Below are 18,352 nucleotides of genomic sequence, written 5' to 3' on the forward strand. Positions count from 1 at the left end.
GAAGGGTGGATCGTTGATGGAAAAATTTACTAAGATCAATAAAATACAAAAAGCCTTCGACGAATCAAAGGCTTTCTGCGTTTTATCTTATTTGAAATTTTAACCTACGCTTCCTTCCAGGCTGATTTCCAGGAGTTTCTGCGCTTCAACGGCAAATTCCATCGGAAGCTGATTTAATACTTCTTTAGCATACCCATTCACGATCAATGCAACCGCTTGTTCCGTTGGGATACCGCGTTGGTTGCAGTAGAAAAGAATGTCTTCTCCGATCTTCGAAGTAGTAGCTTCGTGCTCTACGGTTGCCGACGGGTTGTTTACTTCAATGTAAGGGAAAGTGTGCGCGCCGCATTTGTCGCCAAGCAACAGGGAGTCGCATTGCGAGAAGTTACGTGCTTTCTCAGCCTTTTTAAATACCTGTACCAACCCGCGGTAAGAATTCTGGCTCTTTCCGGCCGAAATACCTTTGGAAACGATCCGGCTTTTCGTGTTTTTACCGATGTGGATCATTTTTGTGCCGGTATCGGCTTGCTGCATGTTGTTGGTTACAGCCACCGAGTAAAATTCACCGATCGAGTTGTCGCCTTTCAGGATTACAGAAGGATATTTCCAGGTAATCGCCGAGCCGGTTTCAACTTGCGTCCAAGAGATTTTGGAGTTAGGGCCGTCGCAAAGGCCGCGTTTCGTTACGAAGTTGTAAATACCGCCTTTTCCGTCCTTATCGCCAGGGTACCAGTTCTGTACGGTCGAGTATTTTACATTTGCATTGTCGTGTGCGAAAATTTCAACGACCGCAGCGTGCAGCTGGTTTTCGTCACGCATAGGAGCAGTACAACCTTCGAGGTAGCTCACATGGCTGTCTTCGTCGCCAATGATCAGCGTTCTTTCAAACTGACCTGTCCCTGCGGCATTGATACGGAAGTAGGTCGAAAGCTCCATCGGGCAGCGAACGCCCTTCGGAATATATACAAATGATCCATCGGAGAAAACGGCCGAGTTCAGGGCCGCGTAGTAGTTATCCTTTGGCGGAACTACCGAGCCCAGGTATTTCTTCACCAGCTCCGGATGCTCACGGATCGCCTCGCTGATCGAGCAGAAAATGATGCCTTTTTCTTTGAGCGTGTCTTTGAAAGTCGTGAAAACCGATTCGGAGTCCATTACCGCGTCGACCGCAATGCCGGAAATCCTTTTCTGCTCGTTCAAAGAAATCCCCAGCCTTTCAAAAGTGTTACGCAGCTCGGGATCGATGTCGTCGATGCTCTCGACCGCCTTCTTTTTCTTCGGCGCCGAGTAATATTTGATAGCCTGGAATTCGATGGGCGGGTAATGCACGTTCGGCCATTTAGGCTCCTCCATGGTAAGCCACAAATGGTACGCTTTCAGGCGCCATTGCAGCATCCACTCGGGTTCGTTCTTTTTGGCAGAGATGAACCTGACGATATCGTCATTAAGGCCCGCGGGAGCCTCATCTGCCTCAATATCAGTTACAAAGCCGTATTTGTATTCCGAACTGGTGATTTCCTCCAACAATTCTTCTTCTTTGCTCATAGTCGTAATAATGTCACACTCTGGTTGGTATCATGCTAACACAGAGAAGTGGGATTGAGTTTATTCAGAGGGTCAAAAATACGGAAAATTGTGGAGATTCCGGCAGTAGGAGGCCGAAATAGGTGAAAACAAAAAAGACCCGCCGGGGCAGGTCTCTTCGTTATTTTAGTGATATAAATGCCTTATAAATAGGTAGTTGAAGACAGGTAATTCTTAACATAATCGTCGATACCTTCTTCCAGCGTGCTGAACGGACGGGTGTATCCGACGGAGCGCAGCTTGCTCATATTGGCCTGCGTGAAATACTGGTACTTGTCGCGAATGTCGGCCGGAGTATCGATAAACGAAATGTCCGGCGTTTTGTCCATTGCGTGGAAAGTGTTCGTAACCAGGTCTTTGAATGTACGTGCTTTGCCACTTCCCAGGTTGTAAATGCCCGAGTTTTTGCGGTGGTGCATGAAGAAAATGCAGACGTCGATCAGGTCTTTTACGTAAATAAAATCACGCATTTGCTCACCGTCCTTGAAATCGGGATTATGGGAGCGGAAAAGTTTCATTTTCTCGGTCGCCTTAATCTGGTTAAAGGCATGGAAAATCACTGATGCCATGCGGCCTTTGTGGTATTCATTTGGCCCGTATACATTGAAAAACTTCAACCCAGCCCAGAAAAACGGTTTTTTCTCCTGTGCCAATGCCCATTTATCGAACTCGTTTTTGGAATCACCATAAGGATTAAGTGGCTTCAACTGCCCGATCGTCGATTCGTTATCATCGTACCCGTGCTCGCCCAGCCCGTACGTAGCCGCGGACGACGCGTACACGAGGGGAATCTGGTAAGCCACGCATTTCTCCCAAATGCCTTTGGAATAGTTTACATTCAGTTCATCAAAAATTTCCTTGTCGAACTCCGTCGTGTCGGTACGTGCGCCGATATGGAAAATGAATTCCACGTCGCGGTTATTCGTATCCAGCCATTCGAAAAGTGCATTTCTTTCTACTTTTTCCTTGATAGTTTTTCCTTCGAGGTTTTCAGCTTTCTCGATTTTGGAAAAATCATCCACTGCAATAATGTTTTTAAAGCCGTCCTGATTGAGGCGGCTGATAAGCCCGCTGCCAATAAAGCCGGCTGCTCCTGTTACGATAATCATCGAGATTATATGTTAAACGGTAAAAAGAATGCCAGATAAGAGCACCGGAACGCGCCGATCTACTCTTAAATTTTAAGTGTGAAATAGGATTTTTTTTAGTTATCCTCTTGTTAACAAACAAAACTACGGATACAAGGTGTAATTTTGCGCCAGAATTATCAAGTGGCAGGAAGTTTTATGATTTACGTAACAAGAAAAGAGCATTTCAATGCGGCGCACCGGCTTTACAACCCGGCGTGGAGTGACGAGAAAAACCAGGAAGTATTTGGCCCTTGTGCCAACAACAACTGGCACGGGCATAATTTTGAGCTGATTGTTACGGTAAAAGGCAAGCCGGACCCTGATACCGGCTTCGTGATCGACCTGAAAGTGCTGGGGGATATTGTGAAGCAGGAGATCGTGGACAAGGTGGATCACAAGAACCTGAACCTCGACGTGGATTTCATGCAAGGTAAAATGGCTTCCTGCGAAATATTTGTCATGGAAATCTGGAACATCCTCGAACCGGCCATCGCACAGGCCGCGCCGAATGCGAAACTGCACTATATCAAGCTCGTAGAAACGCCTAAGAATTTTGTGGAGTATTATGGTGAATAGGGTGATTGTTGACTGCCAAGCTTTGACCGCCGACCGCCGACCAACGACCGCCGATCACTTATGAGATATTACATCATCGCCGGCGAGCGCTCGGGGGATCTGCATGGTTCCAATTTGATTAAAGGGATCAGGGCCAATGATCCTTCGGCGGAATTTCGTGGGTGGGGTGGTGATATGATGGAGGCAGAGGGAATGCAGCTGGTGACGCATTACAAGGATACGGCATTCATGGGGTTTCTGGAAGTGGTCATGAACCTCCGCACAATCACCGGTTTTCTCAAAAAATGCAAGGCCGACATTCTCGAATACCAGCCCGACGCATTGATACTGATCGACTATCCCGGTTTCAACCTGCGCATTGCTTCGTTTGCGAAGTCGAAAGGCCTCAAAGTCTTCTACTACATTTCACCGAAAGTGTGGGCATGGAAACAGAAGCGCGCCTGGAAGATCAAGGCCAATGTGGATCATATGTTCGTGATCTTCCCGTTCGAAATCGATTTTTATAAAAAATACGACTACAAGGTCGACTACGTGGGTAACCCGCTCATGGACGCCATTGCGGCATTTCGCCCCGATCCCGACTTCCGCCGAAACCATAACCTCGATGACCGCCCAATTATCGCATTACTTCCCGGCAGCAGAAAGCAGGAAATCATCGGCATGCTCGATACCATGCTTACTACCCAAAAGCATTTTCCCCATTACCAATATGTGATCGCCGGCGTCAAGAATTTGCCTTCCGCATTGTACGATCAATACTTATCCAGCGGTAAAGCAACCATCGTTTACGAAAGCACTTACGACCTGCTTTCCGTCGCCGATGCCGCATTGGTAACTTCCGGCACAGCTACTTTGGAAACCGCATTGTTGAAAGTGCCGGAAGTAGTTTGCTATCGGACCAGCGCCATTTCCTACGCATTAGCCAAGCGCCTGATCCGCATTCCGTTTATTTCTTTAGTGAATTTGATTTTGGAAAAAGAAGCGGTGCGGGAATTGATCCAGGATGAGTTGAATGAGGAAAATCTCGTTTCGGAATTGCGTCGCATTCTTCCCGGTGGTGATAAGAATGTGCAGCAAATGCAAGATTATGAGCTACTTGCAGAGCTTGTGGGCGGGGCGGGAGCTTCGGAGCGGACTGGGGGATTGATTGTGAAATATCTTCAATAAGTCTACCAAAATCGCTTTCGATTGCTCGACACCAAGTACTTATCGAGTTTATCATCGCAGCTCAGTAAATCGTAACTTTCACAAACCGCTTGCGCTACGATCATCCGGTCGAAGGGGTCTTTATGATGAAATGGTAGCTTATTGACGTATGCGGTGTGCTCAAACTTAATAGGCACCAACTCAATACGCAGTCTAGCCAAATCGTCGAATACAGAATCATAAGACATCTGCATAGAAAGTTTTTTGAGAGAAGTTTTAATTGATATCTCCCAAAGACTAGCTATGCTGATATAAATCTGATTGTCACTACTTTCAATCATCGAGCGGACCTTGCTGCCTATTAACGGATCGCCTTCGGTAAACCAGATAAAAGTGTGTGTATCAATTAAATAATTCATTTACATATAGTCTTTAAAGTCTTCCAATGGTTCGTCGAAATCGGGTGCCATAATATACTTCCCCTTATGAAGCCCGAATTGGCGCGGAGGTAAATTTTCGGCGGGCTTAGGTTGCTCTGCGTAAAGCTTTTTGAGCGAGGCAATGTATCGGGCCGCTTCTTGCTGCCACTTTTCTGGTAGCTGCTCGATGTCAGAAATAATTGCTTGTGTGTCCATAGCTTATAGTTTTATCAAATTTAACCAAAATAAAAACCACTCCAAAATACCTCAACCGTTGGGTGGTACGTAGCTTACTACGTATATTTGAACTCGAATTTTAATGACGTAGGAAATGAACATATTCAACGAGGTCGGTGCCTTGGCGATTTCAACGCGCCTGCAACGCCTGAGCGACCAATTCAGAAAGGACGGAGCGCTTATTTACCAGCATAATGGCATCAATTTCGAACCGAAATGGTTTCCGATCATTTACGCATTGCACGTGAAGCAGGCGCTGGGTATTATGGAGCTTTCGGAGGAGATTGGTTACGCGCATCCCTCGACGATCAGTTTGTTGAAGGAACTGGAAAGGGAAGGATTGGTAGAACCGTTCAAGGACGACCGTGATGGACGTAAGCGAATGGTTCGCCTCACGAAGAAGGCCCAGAAGCTCGTGGCGCAAATGCAGCCGGTTTGGGAGAAACTGAGGAAAACCGCGGAACATATTATCGATAATGCCAATAACCTATTGCAAGCCATGGATGAAACAGAATATCAATTGAAAAAAGAAGGCTTTTTCGAACGCTACAAACGAATGGAAAATGAGGAAACCAATGCTGCGATCCGCATTGTAGATTATCAGCCGGAGCATGCACAGGCATTCTACGACCTCAATTATGCCTGGATTTCGGAATCCTACGAAGTCGAACCTGAGGATGAAAAGACGCTTTCTGACCCGGAAACTTACTATCTCAAAGATGGTGGAGCAATCCTGATCGCGTTGTACGGAGACGAACCCGTGGGTACATGCGCATTGAAACGCAATGGCGATGTAGTTGAAATGAGCAAAATGACCGTTTCAAAGAGCATGCGGGGCAAAAAGATCGGTGATCTGCTCGGTAATGCGGTAATTGAAAAGGCACGCGAACTGGGAGCGGGCAAAGTGATACTCTACTCCAATCGCAAAGGCTCGGCAGCGGGTATTAACCTTTACAAAAAGCTTGGATTCGTGGAAGTGCCGCTGACGGGGCATAACTTCAAGCGGGCGGATATTAAGATGGAGCTGGTGTTGGGTTAACAATCAGCTGAAAATTTCCGCGAGATCGATTTCAAGGTCGGGGAAAATAGTCGAACGGAACTTCTCAGTCGCGGGTTTTAAACCCACATAAACGCCACTTTCGTTGAGCACGTAGGCATAGAGCGTGCTGTCTGCGTGCTCAACCAACCAATACTCCCTGACACCACTTTCCTGATAAAGGTCAAATTTGTTATCTTTTTCTTTTTTCGAGTTGTCCGGCGACAGGATTTCAACCATTAGATCGGGAGCGCCAAGGCAGCCGCGATCATCCAACTTCGATTCGTCGCAAATTACACATAGGTCGGGTTGAACCACCGTGTGAATCTTCTGATTTGCGATGCTTTCATCATGCCTGGGAAGACGCACATCGAAAGGTGCGTAGAATATTTGGCAATAGTGATTTCTGAAAAATGACATCATTTCCCAGTGTAGTTTTCCTGAAATCTTCTGGTGCCTGGTATTGGGCGCCGGCGACATTTTGAAAATCTTCCCCTTAATCAGCTCCAAGCGATCTTCAAATTGCCAAAGCAAATAATCGGCATAAGTATAGGTGCCGTTTAGGTCTAGCTGGTTTATATCGGTGACGATTGCAGGCATAGTGCGGTTGTCGATAGTTCGAGTTGTTTTAAACAAATCTACCCAAAATCCAGCCGGAAGTCAACGGGAAATGCCAGTTTTGGCGGTGATGAATGGGCAGCCGGTCGCATTCATTTATCAAGTCTTCCGCTTCTTCTTCCTTGCGGAAGGAAACAACACATTATTCAATATCAGCCGGTAACCGGGTGAGTTGGGGTAGAGGTTGAGGTCGGTGGGCATGCGGCGACCGCCTCCGCCGCGGCCTTCGGGATCGTGGCCGCCGTAGAAGGTCCATTGGCCGCGGCCGAGCTCGCCGTAAATGTAGCGGTCGGAGTTGCTGCTGGTACCCATTACGAGCGAGCTCGGTTTGACGGTGTATTTGGAAAATGCGGTGGTTTGGCCGAAAAATTCGCGGATTAAATGCTCATGGTTTTGAACGAGCATGGCCGGAATGACGTCCCATTTGGCAGAAAAGTCAAAAAGGGAGAAGTAGGCGTCGTTTTCGCCCCAGCCGCGGTAACGGCCCGACGCGGAGTTGATGTCGGAGAAATTCATGCCGTCGTACTCGTCAAGTTGGAGCTTGAAGTTGTAGAAGGCGAAGGTCTTGTCGAAATCCAGTTTGGATTGTGCATCCGGGTCGATGCCGTCGCCATCCAGGTTATCGACGATGTCGACTCCCTCGGCTGCCAGCGCAATATCGAAAGTCTCGGCGCCGGAGCACATCGCGAACAGGAAGCCGCCGCCTGCGCAGAATTCCTTAATGGCCTTGGCGACGGCCAGTTTCATTTTCGGTACTTTCGAGAAACCATAACGGTTGGCAATAGCTTCCTGGGCTTTGATATCGGCCTCGCTGGTACGGCGCAGGTTTTTACCAAATTGCCCCGTAAAATCTTCATGGTGCAAATGCAGCCAGTCGTATTTGGGCAGGTCGCCGCGGAGGATCTCCTCGTCGTAAATGACTTCGAACGGGATTTCGGCGTATTTCAGCACGAGCAATACGGCGTCGGTATTCTCGAACTCGGCGGGGCCGATTTTGATAGGAGAGTACACGGCAATTTTCGCCGCCTTGAACAATTTCACCACGTCCATATTCACATTCGGATTACTGATCTCGTTCACGATTTGGGCGCTGGCAGCCTCCGAAAGCACCTCATAGGAAACTGCCCTCAGTTTGCATTCATTTTCAATGGATTTGGAATACTGAACCTTAAAACTGCCCCCGCGGTAATTGAGCAGCCAATCCACTTCAATATCCCCTTTCAGCAGAATATAGGCCAGTCCGTACGCCTTCAAATGGTTGGTCTGCGTGTTGTCCATCGGGATCAGGATCTGGTTTGCGAGGCAGATTTGCGACAGGAAAACCAGCACGAGCGGTAGAATCTTTCTCAGCATAGCAAGAAATGTTTGAAGTCCGAAGCTGCATCGTCAGGGAAGGTGTATCAAATTTAACCAATAATCGAGATTTTAGGTAGCTGGTTATGAGGTTTTTGTAGTGCCTCTTTCTATTTTTGAAAATACCACTATTCACCTGCTTAACGCATGACCGAAACACAAATCCTGAACTACGCCCTCAACCAGTTTGCGGGAATCGATGCCGATGCGTTCGAACTGTCGGCTCCCTACTGGCAACGAAAGACTTACGCAAAGGGCGAGTTTTATAATGAGTATAAGAATGTATGCAAATACCTCGGTTTCATCCTCGACGGCGTGTTCCGGACTTACTATATCGATGATGACTCGGCCGACGAAAAGAATGTATTTTTCTACTCCAAAAACCAGGTAGTGGTTGCCTACAAGAGTTTCGTGACCCAGACGCCATGCAGTTATTACACCGAGTCGATGACCGAGTCGACGGTTTTGTATATCCATATCAATCATTTGAACGAACTGTATGGTAAATCGCACGATTGGGAACGCTTCGGGCGGCTGGTAGCGGAAACGGCATTCAACCTGGCGATGAACCGCGCGGAGCAGTTTATGTTCCGAACGCCAGAGCAGCGCTACCTCGAACTGATCCAGAACCATCCCGACATTTTTAACAATGTCCCATTGTACCACATTGCCTCTTATCTGGGCATTCAAGCGCCTTCTTTGAGCAGGATCAGAAAAAGAATGGTGGGCAAATGACGATCTTAACTTGGGTTAAGAATATAGTCGGCTAACGTGCTGAATTTTGTCATGTTCAAAGAGGAACACAAGACGAAAATTCAACTTTTAACCGATAGAAATCATGAAAGCCAATAACACCAAAACCGTCGTATTTGTAACAGGTGCATTTGTAAGCCACAATGGCTGGGACCAATGGAGAACCTATTTTGAAAGCAAAGGATATACCACCTACGCTCCCGCCTGGCCGCACAAAGATGCGCCCGCAGCCGAACTGAGAGACAGACAACCCAACGATACCGATCTGGCCGGTCTGACATTCAAAGAACTGGTAGACCACTACGCCAATTTTGTGAAAACATTACCCGAAAAACCGATCATCATCGGCCACTCGCTGGGCGGACTGATCACCCAGATTTTGATTAACCGCGACTTGGGCGTTGCCGGTGCCGCCATCCATCCTGTACCGCCACAAGGTGTGCTCCCTTACGAATTCTCGTTCCTGAAAGCAGGTTATAAAGTATTCGGATTGTTTACTTCCCTGAAAAAAACTTACCTGATGTCGCTCGCCGACTGGCAATATGCCTTCACCAACGGCATGACGCTCGAAGAACAGATGAAAACCTGGGAAGAAAACGTGATTCCCGAATCCAAAACCGTAGCCCGCGGCGGTATCACTTCCGCAGCCAGCGTGGATTTCAAAAAGGCGCACGCTCCGTTGCTGATCACTTCCGGCGAGTTCGACAACATTATTCCTGCCTCGCTGAACCTCCGCAACTACAAAGCCTACAAACAAAACGGCTCAGTGCTGGACTACAAAGAGTTCGCCGGACGTAACCACTTCGTTTTAGGTCAGCCAACCTGGAAAGAGGATGCCGATTACATTCTCGAATGGATCAGCAAGCACTAAGACCAGTTTCGGCTCTGAGGATGATTGGCCATGATCTTTTTGACGGCCGACGACCGACCGCCGACGGCCGATCACTTGTTGTCAGGACCGAAAAAGCATGGTCGATCTTCTATGGTCAAAACATAAGCGTCACGAAAAGCGGATTACGTGCTTGAAGGGCGTAAAGCCAGTGAGAAAAACAGTAGGTGCTTCCATTGCCGGCAAGGCTCCCCGTAATGCAATGTTCTTGTGCAAAGCCAGTCCCGGACCGAAAGTAATGGTATCACCCCCCAATTCATATGAGCCAGTTGCCTCTTTCAGTAGCCAAGCATCTTTGGTGTTTTCAATTTTGGAAACACCTTTGAGCGTTCCGCCCGGTCTGAAAATTAGTTCCAACGCAGCCGGTACGCGCTCGGTACCATTCGTCACCACTTCGATTTCCATCCCGCCGGATGTTTCCCGGATCATTACCTTCGTTTCCAGCACCTGCACCTCGCTTTGCGGCCTGAAAGTCCGCGGCATCTTTTCCCAGTCGCCGTCAGGTGCAATGGATTCTTTGGGGTAGGGCTGATAATAGGGCCCGTCGAGCTTTTGCGTAAGCACCCATTCCTTCCCGTTTTCATTGATTTTCTCGGATTGAAACTGCCCTTTACCAAAAAAGGAAGTCGCAAACCGTACGCCTTGCAGCACCGCATTGCCTTTCATGAATGTAAACCATACCGGGTTGTTGGCGATCAGCGTGCTGTCCCATTTGTCCCTGCGCACACGTACGAGGCCGGAATTCGGGAAAGTTTTGACGTAATTGACCGGTACGGGCTTCTCCGCAGGCAATTCTGCCCAAAGCGAAGGATCGGTGAGGAAGTAATCGATAAATCCGGTCATTTTCGGGCCGGCGGTTTGTTCGATAAGTCGGCACATGGCTGCGTACTGGCCGTTTCCATCCTTGATCGCGAAATAGCGGTAGGGATAGTAATAGTTTTCCAGCGTACCCACAACCGCCTTGTCCTGTCTCCCGGAAGCATCGGTCACGATTTCGGCGTTGGGATGCACATAATACATCGTCATGTCGAGGTTTTTACGCACGGCGTCGAAAAGCTCCGGTTTTTGAAGGCCTTTGCCGATAGTAATGAGCAGCCGGTCGGTAAGGGAGGAGTAAATGAACGTGCTTTTCTCGTTGAACTGCCCATCGCGGTCGATGTCGATGTGCTCACCGAGCCATTGTTCGATACGCGTCACATATTTGGGGTTCGGCCAGAGCTCGTTTAGTTTAATCAATGCGGCCGACACTACCCAGCGGTGGTTGGGCGTGTGAATGCCTCCCGCGCTCAGCGCGTCGCCCCCGCGTATGAGGAACGTTTTCAGATTGGGCAGCATTTGATCGGCGCCTTCCGTACCCGACTGTTCGATCATTTTGTAGGCCATCGCGAGCCGCTTCACGAGAAAGCCGGTGTCGGGCGTAGAATGGAAGTTAGTCGAAAGCAGATCGATGGTACCGTCGCTATGCTGGGTTTTAATGAGGTACAATGCCGCAAGGTTCATGCTTGCGAGCAGTTCCTTCGACCGGTAATACCTGGAACCCGGCGCGAACAGGCCGCTTGCGCCATATTGGATCAATGCCGAAGTACTATGGGGGTTGAGCAAATCGAAACCATCGCGCAGACCGCCGAGGTCGGGGCTTTTGGGGTCTTTCTCCTGATAGGTCAGCAGGGATTCGATGCTTTTATCGGCCTGCTTCACCAGTGTACGGAGCCACTCGGGCATGGTATCCGCCTTCACGCGGCGAGGCGCAATGCCGCCAATGCCAATTGTTGCCGGTAATACGCAGAATGCGAGTGCGGTGTTTCTCACAAAATGTCTTCTGTCCATGAAGGTCGGGTTAGGTATTTCCGCAGAAAAGGCCTGGAATGCCGTGGGTTACTTGCATAACCGGGCGATGCCGGGGGATAAATGCTCGTCCGGTTGCGAAGTGTATGCCGTTACAGTGTTCGATTTTTAGTATATTTAATCTTAAAATGACATTAACGTTGCAACGGTTACAATCAGGTGATTGTCACTATTTGATGACGAGATATTTCTATTATTTTTGTCGGATTTTTTGAATAAACACGTTGGAAATTGACCAATAGGATGCCGGTTACTGAATGAAAACAACTGTACTTCGCAATTTAAGTCTGGGTTATCTGCTGCTGCCAAACCTGATATTCTCGATCAGCTGGTTCAGAATGCCCATTTCGGTGTGTCTGGTCGTGGGGCTTGCGTTTATGTACGTCATCAGCTACCAGCGCGGGAAGACGCTGAAAACCGATCTCGAAACCCGCCATATGGTCGAAATCGGATTCATTTCCCTCGCGATTATCGCCTTTTCGGGAATTGGAGGTTTTTGCTTCCAGGCCTTCGATTTCTGGGCGCATAATTCCAAATACTACACGCTTTATAACCAGTCGTGGCCGGTAACATTCAAGGAAAATGGCCGCTATGCCTGCCATTACTTCGGTTTTTTCCTTGTTCCCGCATTGATTTCAAAAGCGTTAGGAGAGCTTTCTGGCATTGCGCTGTATCTGTGGGCATCGGGGGGGCTCTTCCTGGGCATTTGCTGGATCTTTATTTTTACCAGAAAAAGCTACCTGTCGCTGATATTCTTCCTGTCGCTCGGCGGGGTTGGTCATGTTACCAAAGTCCTTTTCCTGCATGCAATCGGCCTGAACTACCATGTGCCGCCGTTTTTTACCGAGATCTGGCCGGTGTTGTACCAAACGCAATGGGCGCCAAATCAGCTCATTCCGATCATCCTCGTCTCCTGCATTCTTTTCAATGACTATGTGTATGTCCAAAAGCCTGAAAAGAGCTTTCTGGCAGTCATTTCAATATTTATCTGGGGCATTTTTCCGTCGATCGTCTTTGTGGTCATCTTTGGAATGCTGATTATCCTGCGCTACTATAAAGAGCCGAAATATTTTCTCAAACCCCGGCCGATGCTCGACCTATTTCTGCCGGGTTTGATCTTCATTCCAACATTCTTTTTCTTTTTACAAGGGAAAAATTCGGTGGTGTCGGGCTTCATCTGGCAGTTCAACCCGCTGAATGAGATTGCATTCCATTACTTTTTCGGTGTAGTGATCGACCTGGCGGTGCTGTACGGAATCGTAGTGATACTGAAACTGCACAAAAGCCAGTATGCCCCTGTTATCCACGGTCTTTTCCTGCTCCTGATAGCCATTTCGCTCTTCCGGATGGGTAAATGGAATGACTGGTTCCTGCGCGGAAGCACGCCTGTGCTCACGCTCTTGTCGCTATTCATCCTGCACCGTTTTGCAGAATGGGTCAAAGAACACCCGGGTTGGTACAAAATGCGCATTGCCTATCCCATCGTTATTTTCCTGGTACTGGGCTTGGTAGTGCCCCTCTCGCACATCAAGCGCGCGTTGACGGAAAATGTAGTCACCCATTCCCTTTTCCCCGACAAGGTAAAATTCCAACCGTATCCTTATAATCAGTACGAGGATTTCTACCAATTGGGAAAGGCTATCTACTCCCAGCAGGAAGCCAACCAGTTCCTGGGCCAGAAGGGGTCGTTTTACGAGAGGTACCTGGCGCGGTAGTAGGCCTTCGGCCTGACCGCCGACCGCTGACCGCCGATCACTGTATTGCTACGCGCTATCAATGCAAAGATTGCGTTCAAGAATGTATGCGATACGTCAATGCCTGACAGCACTTGACAATTCCTGACAATACTTGACAATACTTGACAGTATTAACAGGCAGCCGCCAGCAAACCAAGCGATCGGCGGTCAGCGGTCGGTCGTCGGCGGTCAGGCCAGCGGCCCTCACCCCACGCTCCGCACATACCCAGGCGCTACGCGGTTGCGCGATGCCTGCTCGTACGCATATGCGATGCGGATCAGTTCCGGTTCCTGGTAGGCTTTGGCCATAAACGAAATGCCGACGGGCAGGCCGCTGAGCATTCCCATAGGCAGGGTAATGGATGGAAATCCCGATAATGCGGCCGGCCCGTAAGAACCATAACCAGTCCAGAAATCGCCATTGACGAGGTCGGTGCACCAGGCCGCCCCGGTGGATGGGCCGCACAATGCATCCAGCCTTTCTTTGTCGAGCAATTCGGTTAGGGCTTCCGCTACGCCGTTGATCTTTTGCAGCGCTTCTTTGTATTCTTTGGTATTCAAATCGCCCTTGGCTTGCGACGATTCGAAGAGTTCCTGACCGAAGTACGGCATTACTTTCGCCTTGTTGGCTTTGTTGAATGCAATAAGGCCTTCGAGCGACTTGATTTTTGCATTCGCCGTCGACAGGTAGCGGTTAATGCCCTCCTTAAATTCATATTGCAGCACCAGCGACTCCGCGCCCGGCAGCCGCTGCACCTTCATAAATTCGACCTCCACGATATCGGCGCCGGCGGCTTTGAGCTGTTCCAATGCCTTTGAGATTAACGTATCAATCCCTTCATGCATTTTGAGCATGCTTTTTTCGACGCCAATGCGCTTGCCTTGCAAGCCGCTGGGGTCGAGGAATGTACTGTAATCGGTGGGTAACGACTGGTTAGGCTTATGCTGGGTAATGTCTGCGGGGTCGTGGCCTGCCATGGCGCCAAGCAATGCGGCCGCATCTGCGACGGTACGACCAAAAGGCCCTGCGGTGTCCTGTGTTTTTGAAATGGGTATCACGCCGCTGCGGCTCAGCAGCCCCACGGTCGGTTTAATGCCTACCACGCCGTTCATCGACGCCGGACAGGCGATGGAGCCGTTCGTTTCGGTGCCCACGGCCACCGCACAGAGGTTGGCGGCTACTGCCACCGCCGAGCCGGAGCTCGATCCGCAAGGGGAACGGTCGAGTACATACGGATTGCGCGTTTGCCCGCCGCGGCTGCTCCACCCGCTCGACGACCGCGTGGATCGGAAATTGGCCCATTCGCTGAGATTCGTTTTGCCCAGGATCACCGCCCCAGCTTCTCGCAGCCTTGCCACGAGGAATGCGTCTTTCGAGGCCACATTATCGAGCAGTGCCAGTGAGCCAGCGGTGGTTTTCATCTGGTCTGCGGTGTCGATATTGTCTTTCAACAGCACCGGAATGCCATGCAGCGCCCCAGGGAGCTTGCCTGATTTACGCTCCTTATCGAGCGCAGCGGCAATGCGGAGCGCATCGGGATTTACTTCGATCACGGATTTCAGTTTCGGACCTGCCTTATCCACGCGCGCGATCTCGTCGAGGTAATGGCGTGTTAATGCAACAGAAGTGAGCCCGCCGGATTTCATGCGTTTCTGCATTTCGGCGATAGTCATTTCGGCAAATGCGCCGGGCGCGGGGCGTGTAGCGAATGCAGGCATTACCGCAAACAATCCGGCAGCCGAGCCGACGCGGATGAAGTTTCTTCTGTTCATGGTGTAGTCAGGCGTTGTCAGGTGTTGTCGGGTGTTGTCAGGTGTGGTCAGGTGTTGTCAGGTGCTGTCAGGTGCTGTCAGGTGTGGTCAGGTACGGGAGACAAATGACAACACTTGACCATTCATGACCACCCTTGACAATATAATGACGATACTTGACCATTCATGACAACCCTTGACAATTTAATGACCATACATGACAAATAGGCCCCTGGGTGTTTTTATTTCCGTGGAGGAGTGTCGTTGAGTTTTTTCCAAACCCACATGAACAGCAGAAAAGGTGACATGATAATCGTGGTAAGGACCGTGGCGATGCCGAGAATTCCCGCAAAAATTATTCTTAAAAAAGCCGCGAAAAAATTATTCATGAATCGGAAGAGGTGTGTTGATGTACAATAATTTTCACTGTTAGTTACAAGTAGTGGAAAATGATTCTATGGTTTGTAGAATCGATGCTACTAACTATTTTCTTTCGTGTCGTTAAACGTCTATAAATCACTAAATTAAGTCCGAAAATAAGTATATTTTATTGGACTGGCATGGTTATTTCTTTAACTTTACCAATAAAAATCATATTAAATATTTGCATTATTATGAACTTCTTATCAAGCGTAATTGGGTATTCCGGGAAGTTATTTTTTGCAACTATAATGTTTTTCGCAATGATTATTTCGACTGTTATTTCCCTGCCGTTCATAGGTGCAGGAATGATTAAAGATGCGATTAATGCACATCATCATCATCAAGCTGGGGAAGGCAATCTGATAGACGAGTATGGCGAATACTAATATATAACAACCGGAAGCAGAAGGGGTACGAACGGGAGGTTCGTACCCCTTTTGTCTATATACACTTACCCCCGGATATGCGCAATGCACTGCCCCGAATTCCCTGAAATGAAGTAATTTGCAGCCTGGTTTATTCTGTATTTATTCCAATGGCCTCATTTTCAAATCGCTTCCTTCTTTTCTTAATCTGCATTCTCACCATTTTCTCAAATCCGCTGCACGCGCAGGAAATGCGGTATACCTTCGAAAAAGGATTGATGGGTTCGCCCTTCAAACTGGTTTTCTATGCCAAAAGCGACTCCGTCGCCAAAATTGCGGCCGATAATGCATTCAAAAGGGTGGAGGAATTGAACGAAATCATGAGCGATTACCGCGACGGAAGCGAGATTAACCGGCTTTCGGCCACTTCGGGAAGCGGCAAATGGGTACCGGTGAGCAAAGACCTTTTCGATATACTGGCTGTTTCACAGGATATCAGCGCCAAAACCGGCGGTGTATTCGATGCCACGCTCGGGCCTGTGGTACAAATGTGGCGCCACGCGACGCGCAAGGGCATATTCCCGCCCGAAGACGAAATTCGTGATGCGCTGGCGCGTACAGGTTATTCCAAACTGAAAATGGACGCGAAAACGCGCAGTATTATGCTTACGCAGAAAGGAATGCGGCTCGATATCGGCGGTTTGGGCAAAGGTTATGCCGCGGAGGAAGCCATTAAGGAGCTCAAAAAGCTGGGCATTACTTCGGCCATGATGGATGCGGGCGGAAAAATTGTCCTTACCAACCCGCCTCCGGGCGCCAAAGGCTGGAATATCAATGTCTCCAACGGTAGCGATTCGCTGAAAGCCATGCAGCTATCCAATGTAGCGCTCGCCACCTCCGGCCCAACCTACCGCTACATGGAGTACAAAGGTGTGCGCTACTCACATATCGTCGACCCGAAAACGGGCATAGGACTGCTCTTCCATGTGCGTACGACGGTCATTTCGCCTGACGGAACCGTGGCGGATGCCCTGGCGACGGCATTCAGCGTGGCGGGCATTGAAAAAAGCAAAAAGTACCTCAAACGTTTCAAGGGCAGCAAGGTATGGCTCGTCGAAAGACAGGGCGAGCGCATCGCCGAGTGGAATATGCTGGAATAGGGCGGGAGCGGCAATTCTTGGTTTGTTTTTTGCAGATATTGCAGAAAACGAATTGACAACCTTATGGAAACCGTTACCCAACTTTTCGGAGAAGGCGAAAACCAGACCGTTCTCCAGATGTCGCTCCGGGCGGTAGTGATTTTTATCATCACGCTGCTCCTTCTCCGCATTGCCGGAAGGCGCTCCTTCGGTATGAAATCTCCATTCGATAACATTATCGTGATCCTGCTCGGCGCGATCCTGAGCCGGGCCGTGGTGGGTGCGTCGGAATTTGTGCCTACCATTGCGGCCGCCACCGTCATTGCCGTATTGCACCGCATTGGTGCGTGGTTCGGGGCGTTGAACCTCCGTTTCGGGGCGCTGATCAAGGGCCAGAAGATAGTCCTTTTCCAGAACGGCAAGTTGGAAAAGGAGAATATGCGGCGTGCATTGGTCAGTGAATCAGACCTTTACGGTTGCTTGCGCAGCAGCATGAATGTCGAGAACTTTAATACGATCGAGAGTGCTTATATGGAGAACAATGGACAGATCAGTTTTGTGAAAAAACATGCAGAATAGGACGAATTTGATAAATATTAGTTTCAAATATATATTTTAAATGCTTGTTTAAATTTATCATTTAAAACATTTGGCTTTGTTATTTCAATTGCCCAACTTTGAAGTGTTGATTCAATAAGCAGCTGCAATCATTAACAACAACCTAACACACATCACCGTGAAGTGCGTAACAGAAAAAAGTGAAGACAGGATAAGAGAGGCGGCAAAGCGTGTTTTTCTGAAAAAGGGTTTTGACGGCACTACCTCGCGCGACATTGCGAAGGAGGCCGATATGAATATTGCATTGACCAACTACTATTTCAGAAGCAAGGAGAAGTTGTTTCTGGAAGTTTTCAAAGATGTGCTGGAAGAGTATTTTCAGAACATGCTCACGATCCTGAATAAGGACATCGATATAAAAACCAAGATCTCGGAGATCATCGATAATGATTTCTATATGATGAAAAAAGAGCCGGACCTGGTGATTTTCATCATGAATGAAATCCACAAATCACCGCAAAGGTTGTTTCCGGACATGTCGATATTCAGGCAGGTGCGGGAAACCTATCTCAAAAAGCAGTTGGAGGAGGGCGCGGCAAACGGCACATTACGTCCGATGCAGCTCGAAAACATTCTGCCGCTGATCAAATGCGGCGTGGAATTCATTTTCATGGGCAAGGAAATCCATAAGGAGCTTTTCATGATGACCGACGACGATTTTGCCAAATACGCAGAAGAACAAAAGGAGCACATTAAGGCAATGGTGTGCAACTATCTGGTGATCGGGTAGCCA

At 48.8% G+C, this 18,352-nt stretch carries 19 protein-coding genes; 11 read left to right on the forward strand and 8 right to left on the reverse strand.

Features of this window, described 5'->3' with window-relative positions:
• Nucleotides 1-99: 99 nt before the first annotated feature.
• Nucleotides 100-1,545: a Fe-S cluster assembly protein SufB gene (sufB, locus tag BLQ88_RS04995; RefSeq protein WP_090147323.1), complete on the reverse strand. Its 1,446-nt coding sequence runs from the start codon at nt 1,543-1,545 to the stop codon at nt 100-102.
• A gap of 182 nt (nt 1,546-1,727) precedes the next feature.
• Complete coding sequence (gene rfaD / locus BLQ88_RS05000) at nt 1,728-2,693, reverse strand: ADP-glyceromanno-heptose 6-epimerase (RefSeq protein WP_090147325.1); 966 nt, start codon at nt 2,691-2,693, stop codon at nt 1,728-1,730.
• Between the two features lie 177 nt (nt 2,694-2,870).
• Between rfaD and BLQ88_RS05005 the strand changes: the two genes are divergently transcribed.
• Both BLQ88_RS05005 and lpxB read left to right on the forward strand, forming a co-directional pair.
• Nucleotides 2,871-3,290, forward strand: a complete 420-nt coding sequence (locus tag BLQ88_RS05005; protein ID WP_090147326.1) for a 6-pyruvoyl trahydropterin synthase family protein — start codon at nt 2,871-2,873, stop codon at nt 3,288-3,290.
• A 60-nt stretch (nt 3,291-3,350) separates the two neighbouring features.
• Nucleotides 3,351-4,457, forward strand: coding sequence for a lipid-A-disaccharide synthase (gene lpxB / locus BLQ88_RS05010; protein WP_090147328.1), 1,107 nt, complete (start codon nt 3,351-3,353; stop codon nt 4,455-4,457).
• A 2-nt stretch (nt 4,458-4,459) separates the two neighbouring features.
• On the opposite strand, the gene BLQ88_RS05015 is transcribed toward lpxB, so the two are convergent.
• Together BLQ88_RS05015 and vapB are read right to left on the reverse strand one after the other, a co-directional pair.
• Nucleotides 4,460-4,855, reverse strand: a complete 396-nt coding sequence (locus BLQ88_RS05015; protein ID WP_090147329.1) for a type II toxin-antitoxin system VapC family toxin — start codon at nt 4,853-4,855, stop codon at nt 4,460-4,462.
• On the reverse strand, nt 4,856-5,071 hold the full coding sequence (gene vapB / locus BLQ88_RS05020; protein WP_090147330.1) for a type II toxin-antitoxin system VapB family antitoxin: 216 nt from the start codon (nt 5,069-5,071) through the stop codon (nt 4,856-4,858).
• 115 nt (nt 5,072-5,186) lie between these two features.
• Here vapB and BLQ88_RS05025 point away from each other — a divergent pair, with 115 nt between their 5' ends.
• Nucleotides 5,187-6,131 carry a bifunctional helix-turn-helix transcriptional regulator/GNAT family N-acetyltransferase gene (locus BLQ88_RS05025; RefSeq protein ID WP_090147332.1) on the forward strand — a complete coding sequence of 315 codons (945 nt, stop codon included), beginning with the start codon at nt 5,187-5,189 and terminating at the stop codon, nt 6,129-6,131.
• A 3-nt stretch (nt 6,132-6,134) separates the two neighbouring features.
• On the opposite strand, the gene BLQ88_RS05030 is transcribed toward BLQ88_RS05025, so the two are convergent.
• A complete protein-coding gene (locus tag BLQ88_RS05030; RefSeq protein ID WP_310590137.1) occupies nt 6,135-6,764 on the reverse strand; it encodes a Uma2 family endonuclease in 630 nt (209 codons plus the stop codon).
• A gap of 81 nt (nt 6,765-6,845) precedes the next feature.
• A complete protein-coding gene (locus BLQ88_RS05035) occupies nt 6,846-8,099 on the reverse strand; it encodes an asparagine synthetase B (protein WP_090147335.1) in 1,254 nt (417 codons plus the stop codon).
• A gap of 147 nt (nt 8,100-8,246) precedes the next feature.
• Here BLQ88_RS05035 and BLQ88_RS05040 point away from each other — a divergent pair, with 147 nt between their 5' ends.
• Both BLQ88_RS05040 and BLQ88_RS05045 read left to right on the forward strand, forming a co-directional pair.
• Nucleotides 8,247-8,834 carry a Crp/Fnr family transcriptional regulator gene (locus tag BLQ88_RS05040; RefSeq protein ID WP_090147336.1) on the forward strand — a complete coding sequence of 196 codons (588 nt, stop codon included), beginning with the start codon at nt 8,247-8,249 and terminating at the stop codon, nt 8,832-8,834.
• A 103-nt stretch (nt 8,835-8,937) separates the two neighbouring features.
• A complete protein-coding gene (locus tag BLQ88_RS05045) occupies nt 8,938-9,723 on the forward strand; it encodes an alpha/beta hydrolase (RefSeq protein WP_090147338.1) in 786 nt (261 codons plus the stop codon).
• 129 nt (nt 9,724-9,852) lie between these two features.
• Here the strand turns inward: BLQ88_RS05045 and BLQ88_RS05050 are convergent, their stop codons facing one another.
• Nucleotides 9,853-11,568 carry a hypothetical protein gene (locus tag BLQ88_RS05050; protein WP_090147339.1) on the reverse strand — a complete coding sequence of 572 codons (1,716 nt, stop codon included), beginning with the start codon at nt 11,566-11,568 and terminating at the stop codon, nt 9,853-9,855.
• Between BLQ88_RS05050 and BLQ88_RS37340 the strand changes: the two genes are divergently transcribed.
• Both BLQ88_RS37340 and BLQ88_RS05055 read left to right on the forward strand, forming a co-directional pair.
• Nucleotides 11,567-11,698 carry a hypothetical protein gene (locus BLQ88_RS37340; protein WP_262485691.1) on the forward strand — a complete coding sequence of 44 codons (132 nt, stop codon included), beginning with the start codon at nt 11,567-11,569 and terminating at the stop codon, nt 11,696-11,698. The two genes, BLQ88_RS05050 and BLQ88_RS37340, sit on opposite strands and share 2 nt — an antisense overlap.
• A 145-nt stretch (nt 11,699-11,843) precedes the next feature.
• Nucleotides 11,844-13,301: a hypothetical protein gene (locus BLQ88_RS05055; RefSeq protein ID WP_090147343.1), complete on the forward strand. Its 1,458-nt coding sequence runs from the start codon at nt 11,844-11,846 to the stop codon at nt 13,299-13,301.
• 225 nt (nt 13,302-13,526) lie between these two features.
• Here the strand turns inward: BLQ88_RS05055 and BLQ88_RS05060 are convergent, their stop codons facing one another.
• Nucleotides 13,527-15,095, reverse strand: coding sequence for an amidase (locus BLQ88_RS05060; RefSeq protein ID WP_090147345.1), 1,569 nt, complete (start codon nt 15,093-15,095; stop codon nt 13,527-13,529).
• A gap of 593 nt (nt 15,096-15,688) precedes the next feature.
• Between BLQ88_RS05060 and BLQ88_RS36360 the strand changes: the two genes are divergently transcribed.
• The 4 genes from BLQ88_RS36360 (at nt 15,689) to BLQ88_RS05075 (ending at nt 18,349) form a co-directional block, all read left to right on the forward strand.
• Nucleotides 15,689-15,883, forward strand: coding sequence for a hypothetical protein (locus tag BLQ88_RS36360; protein WP_143016794.1), 195 nt, complete (start codon nt 15,689-15,691; stop codon nt 15,881-15,883).
• Nucleotides 15,884-16,032: 149 nt separating this feature from the next.
• The gene (locus BLQ88_RS05065) at nt 16,033-17,022 is read left to right on the forward strand and encodes an FAD:protein FMN transferase (RefSeq protein WP_090147347.1); all 990 of its coding nucleotides are present in this window, start codon (nt 16,033-16,035) and stop codon (nt 17,020-17,022) included.
• Nucleotides 17,023-17,085: 63 nt separating this feature from the next.
• Nucleotides 17,086-17,580, forward strand: a complete 495-nt coding sequence (locus BLQ88_RS05070; protein ID WP_090147348.1) for a DUF421 domain-containing protein — start codon at nt 17,086-17,088, stop codon at nt 17,578-17,580.
• A gap of 157 nt (nt 17,581-17,737) precedes the next feature.
• A complete protein-coding gene (locus BLQ88_RS05075) occupies nt 17,738-18,349 on the forward strand; it encodes a TetR/AcrR family transcriptional regulator (RefSeq protein ID WP_090147350.1) in 612 nt (203 codons plus the stop codon).
• Nucleotides 18,350-18,352: the final 3 nt, after the last annotated feature.

Source organism: Dyadobacter soli, from assembly GCF_900101885.1.
GTDB lineage: Bacteria > Bacteroidota > Bacteroidia > Cytophagales > Spirosomataceae > Dyadobacter > Dyadobacter soli.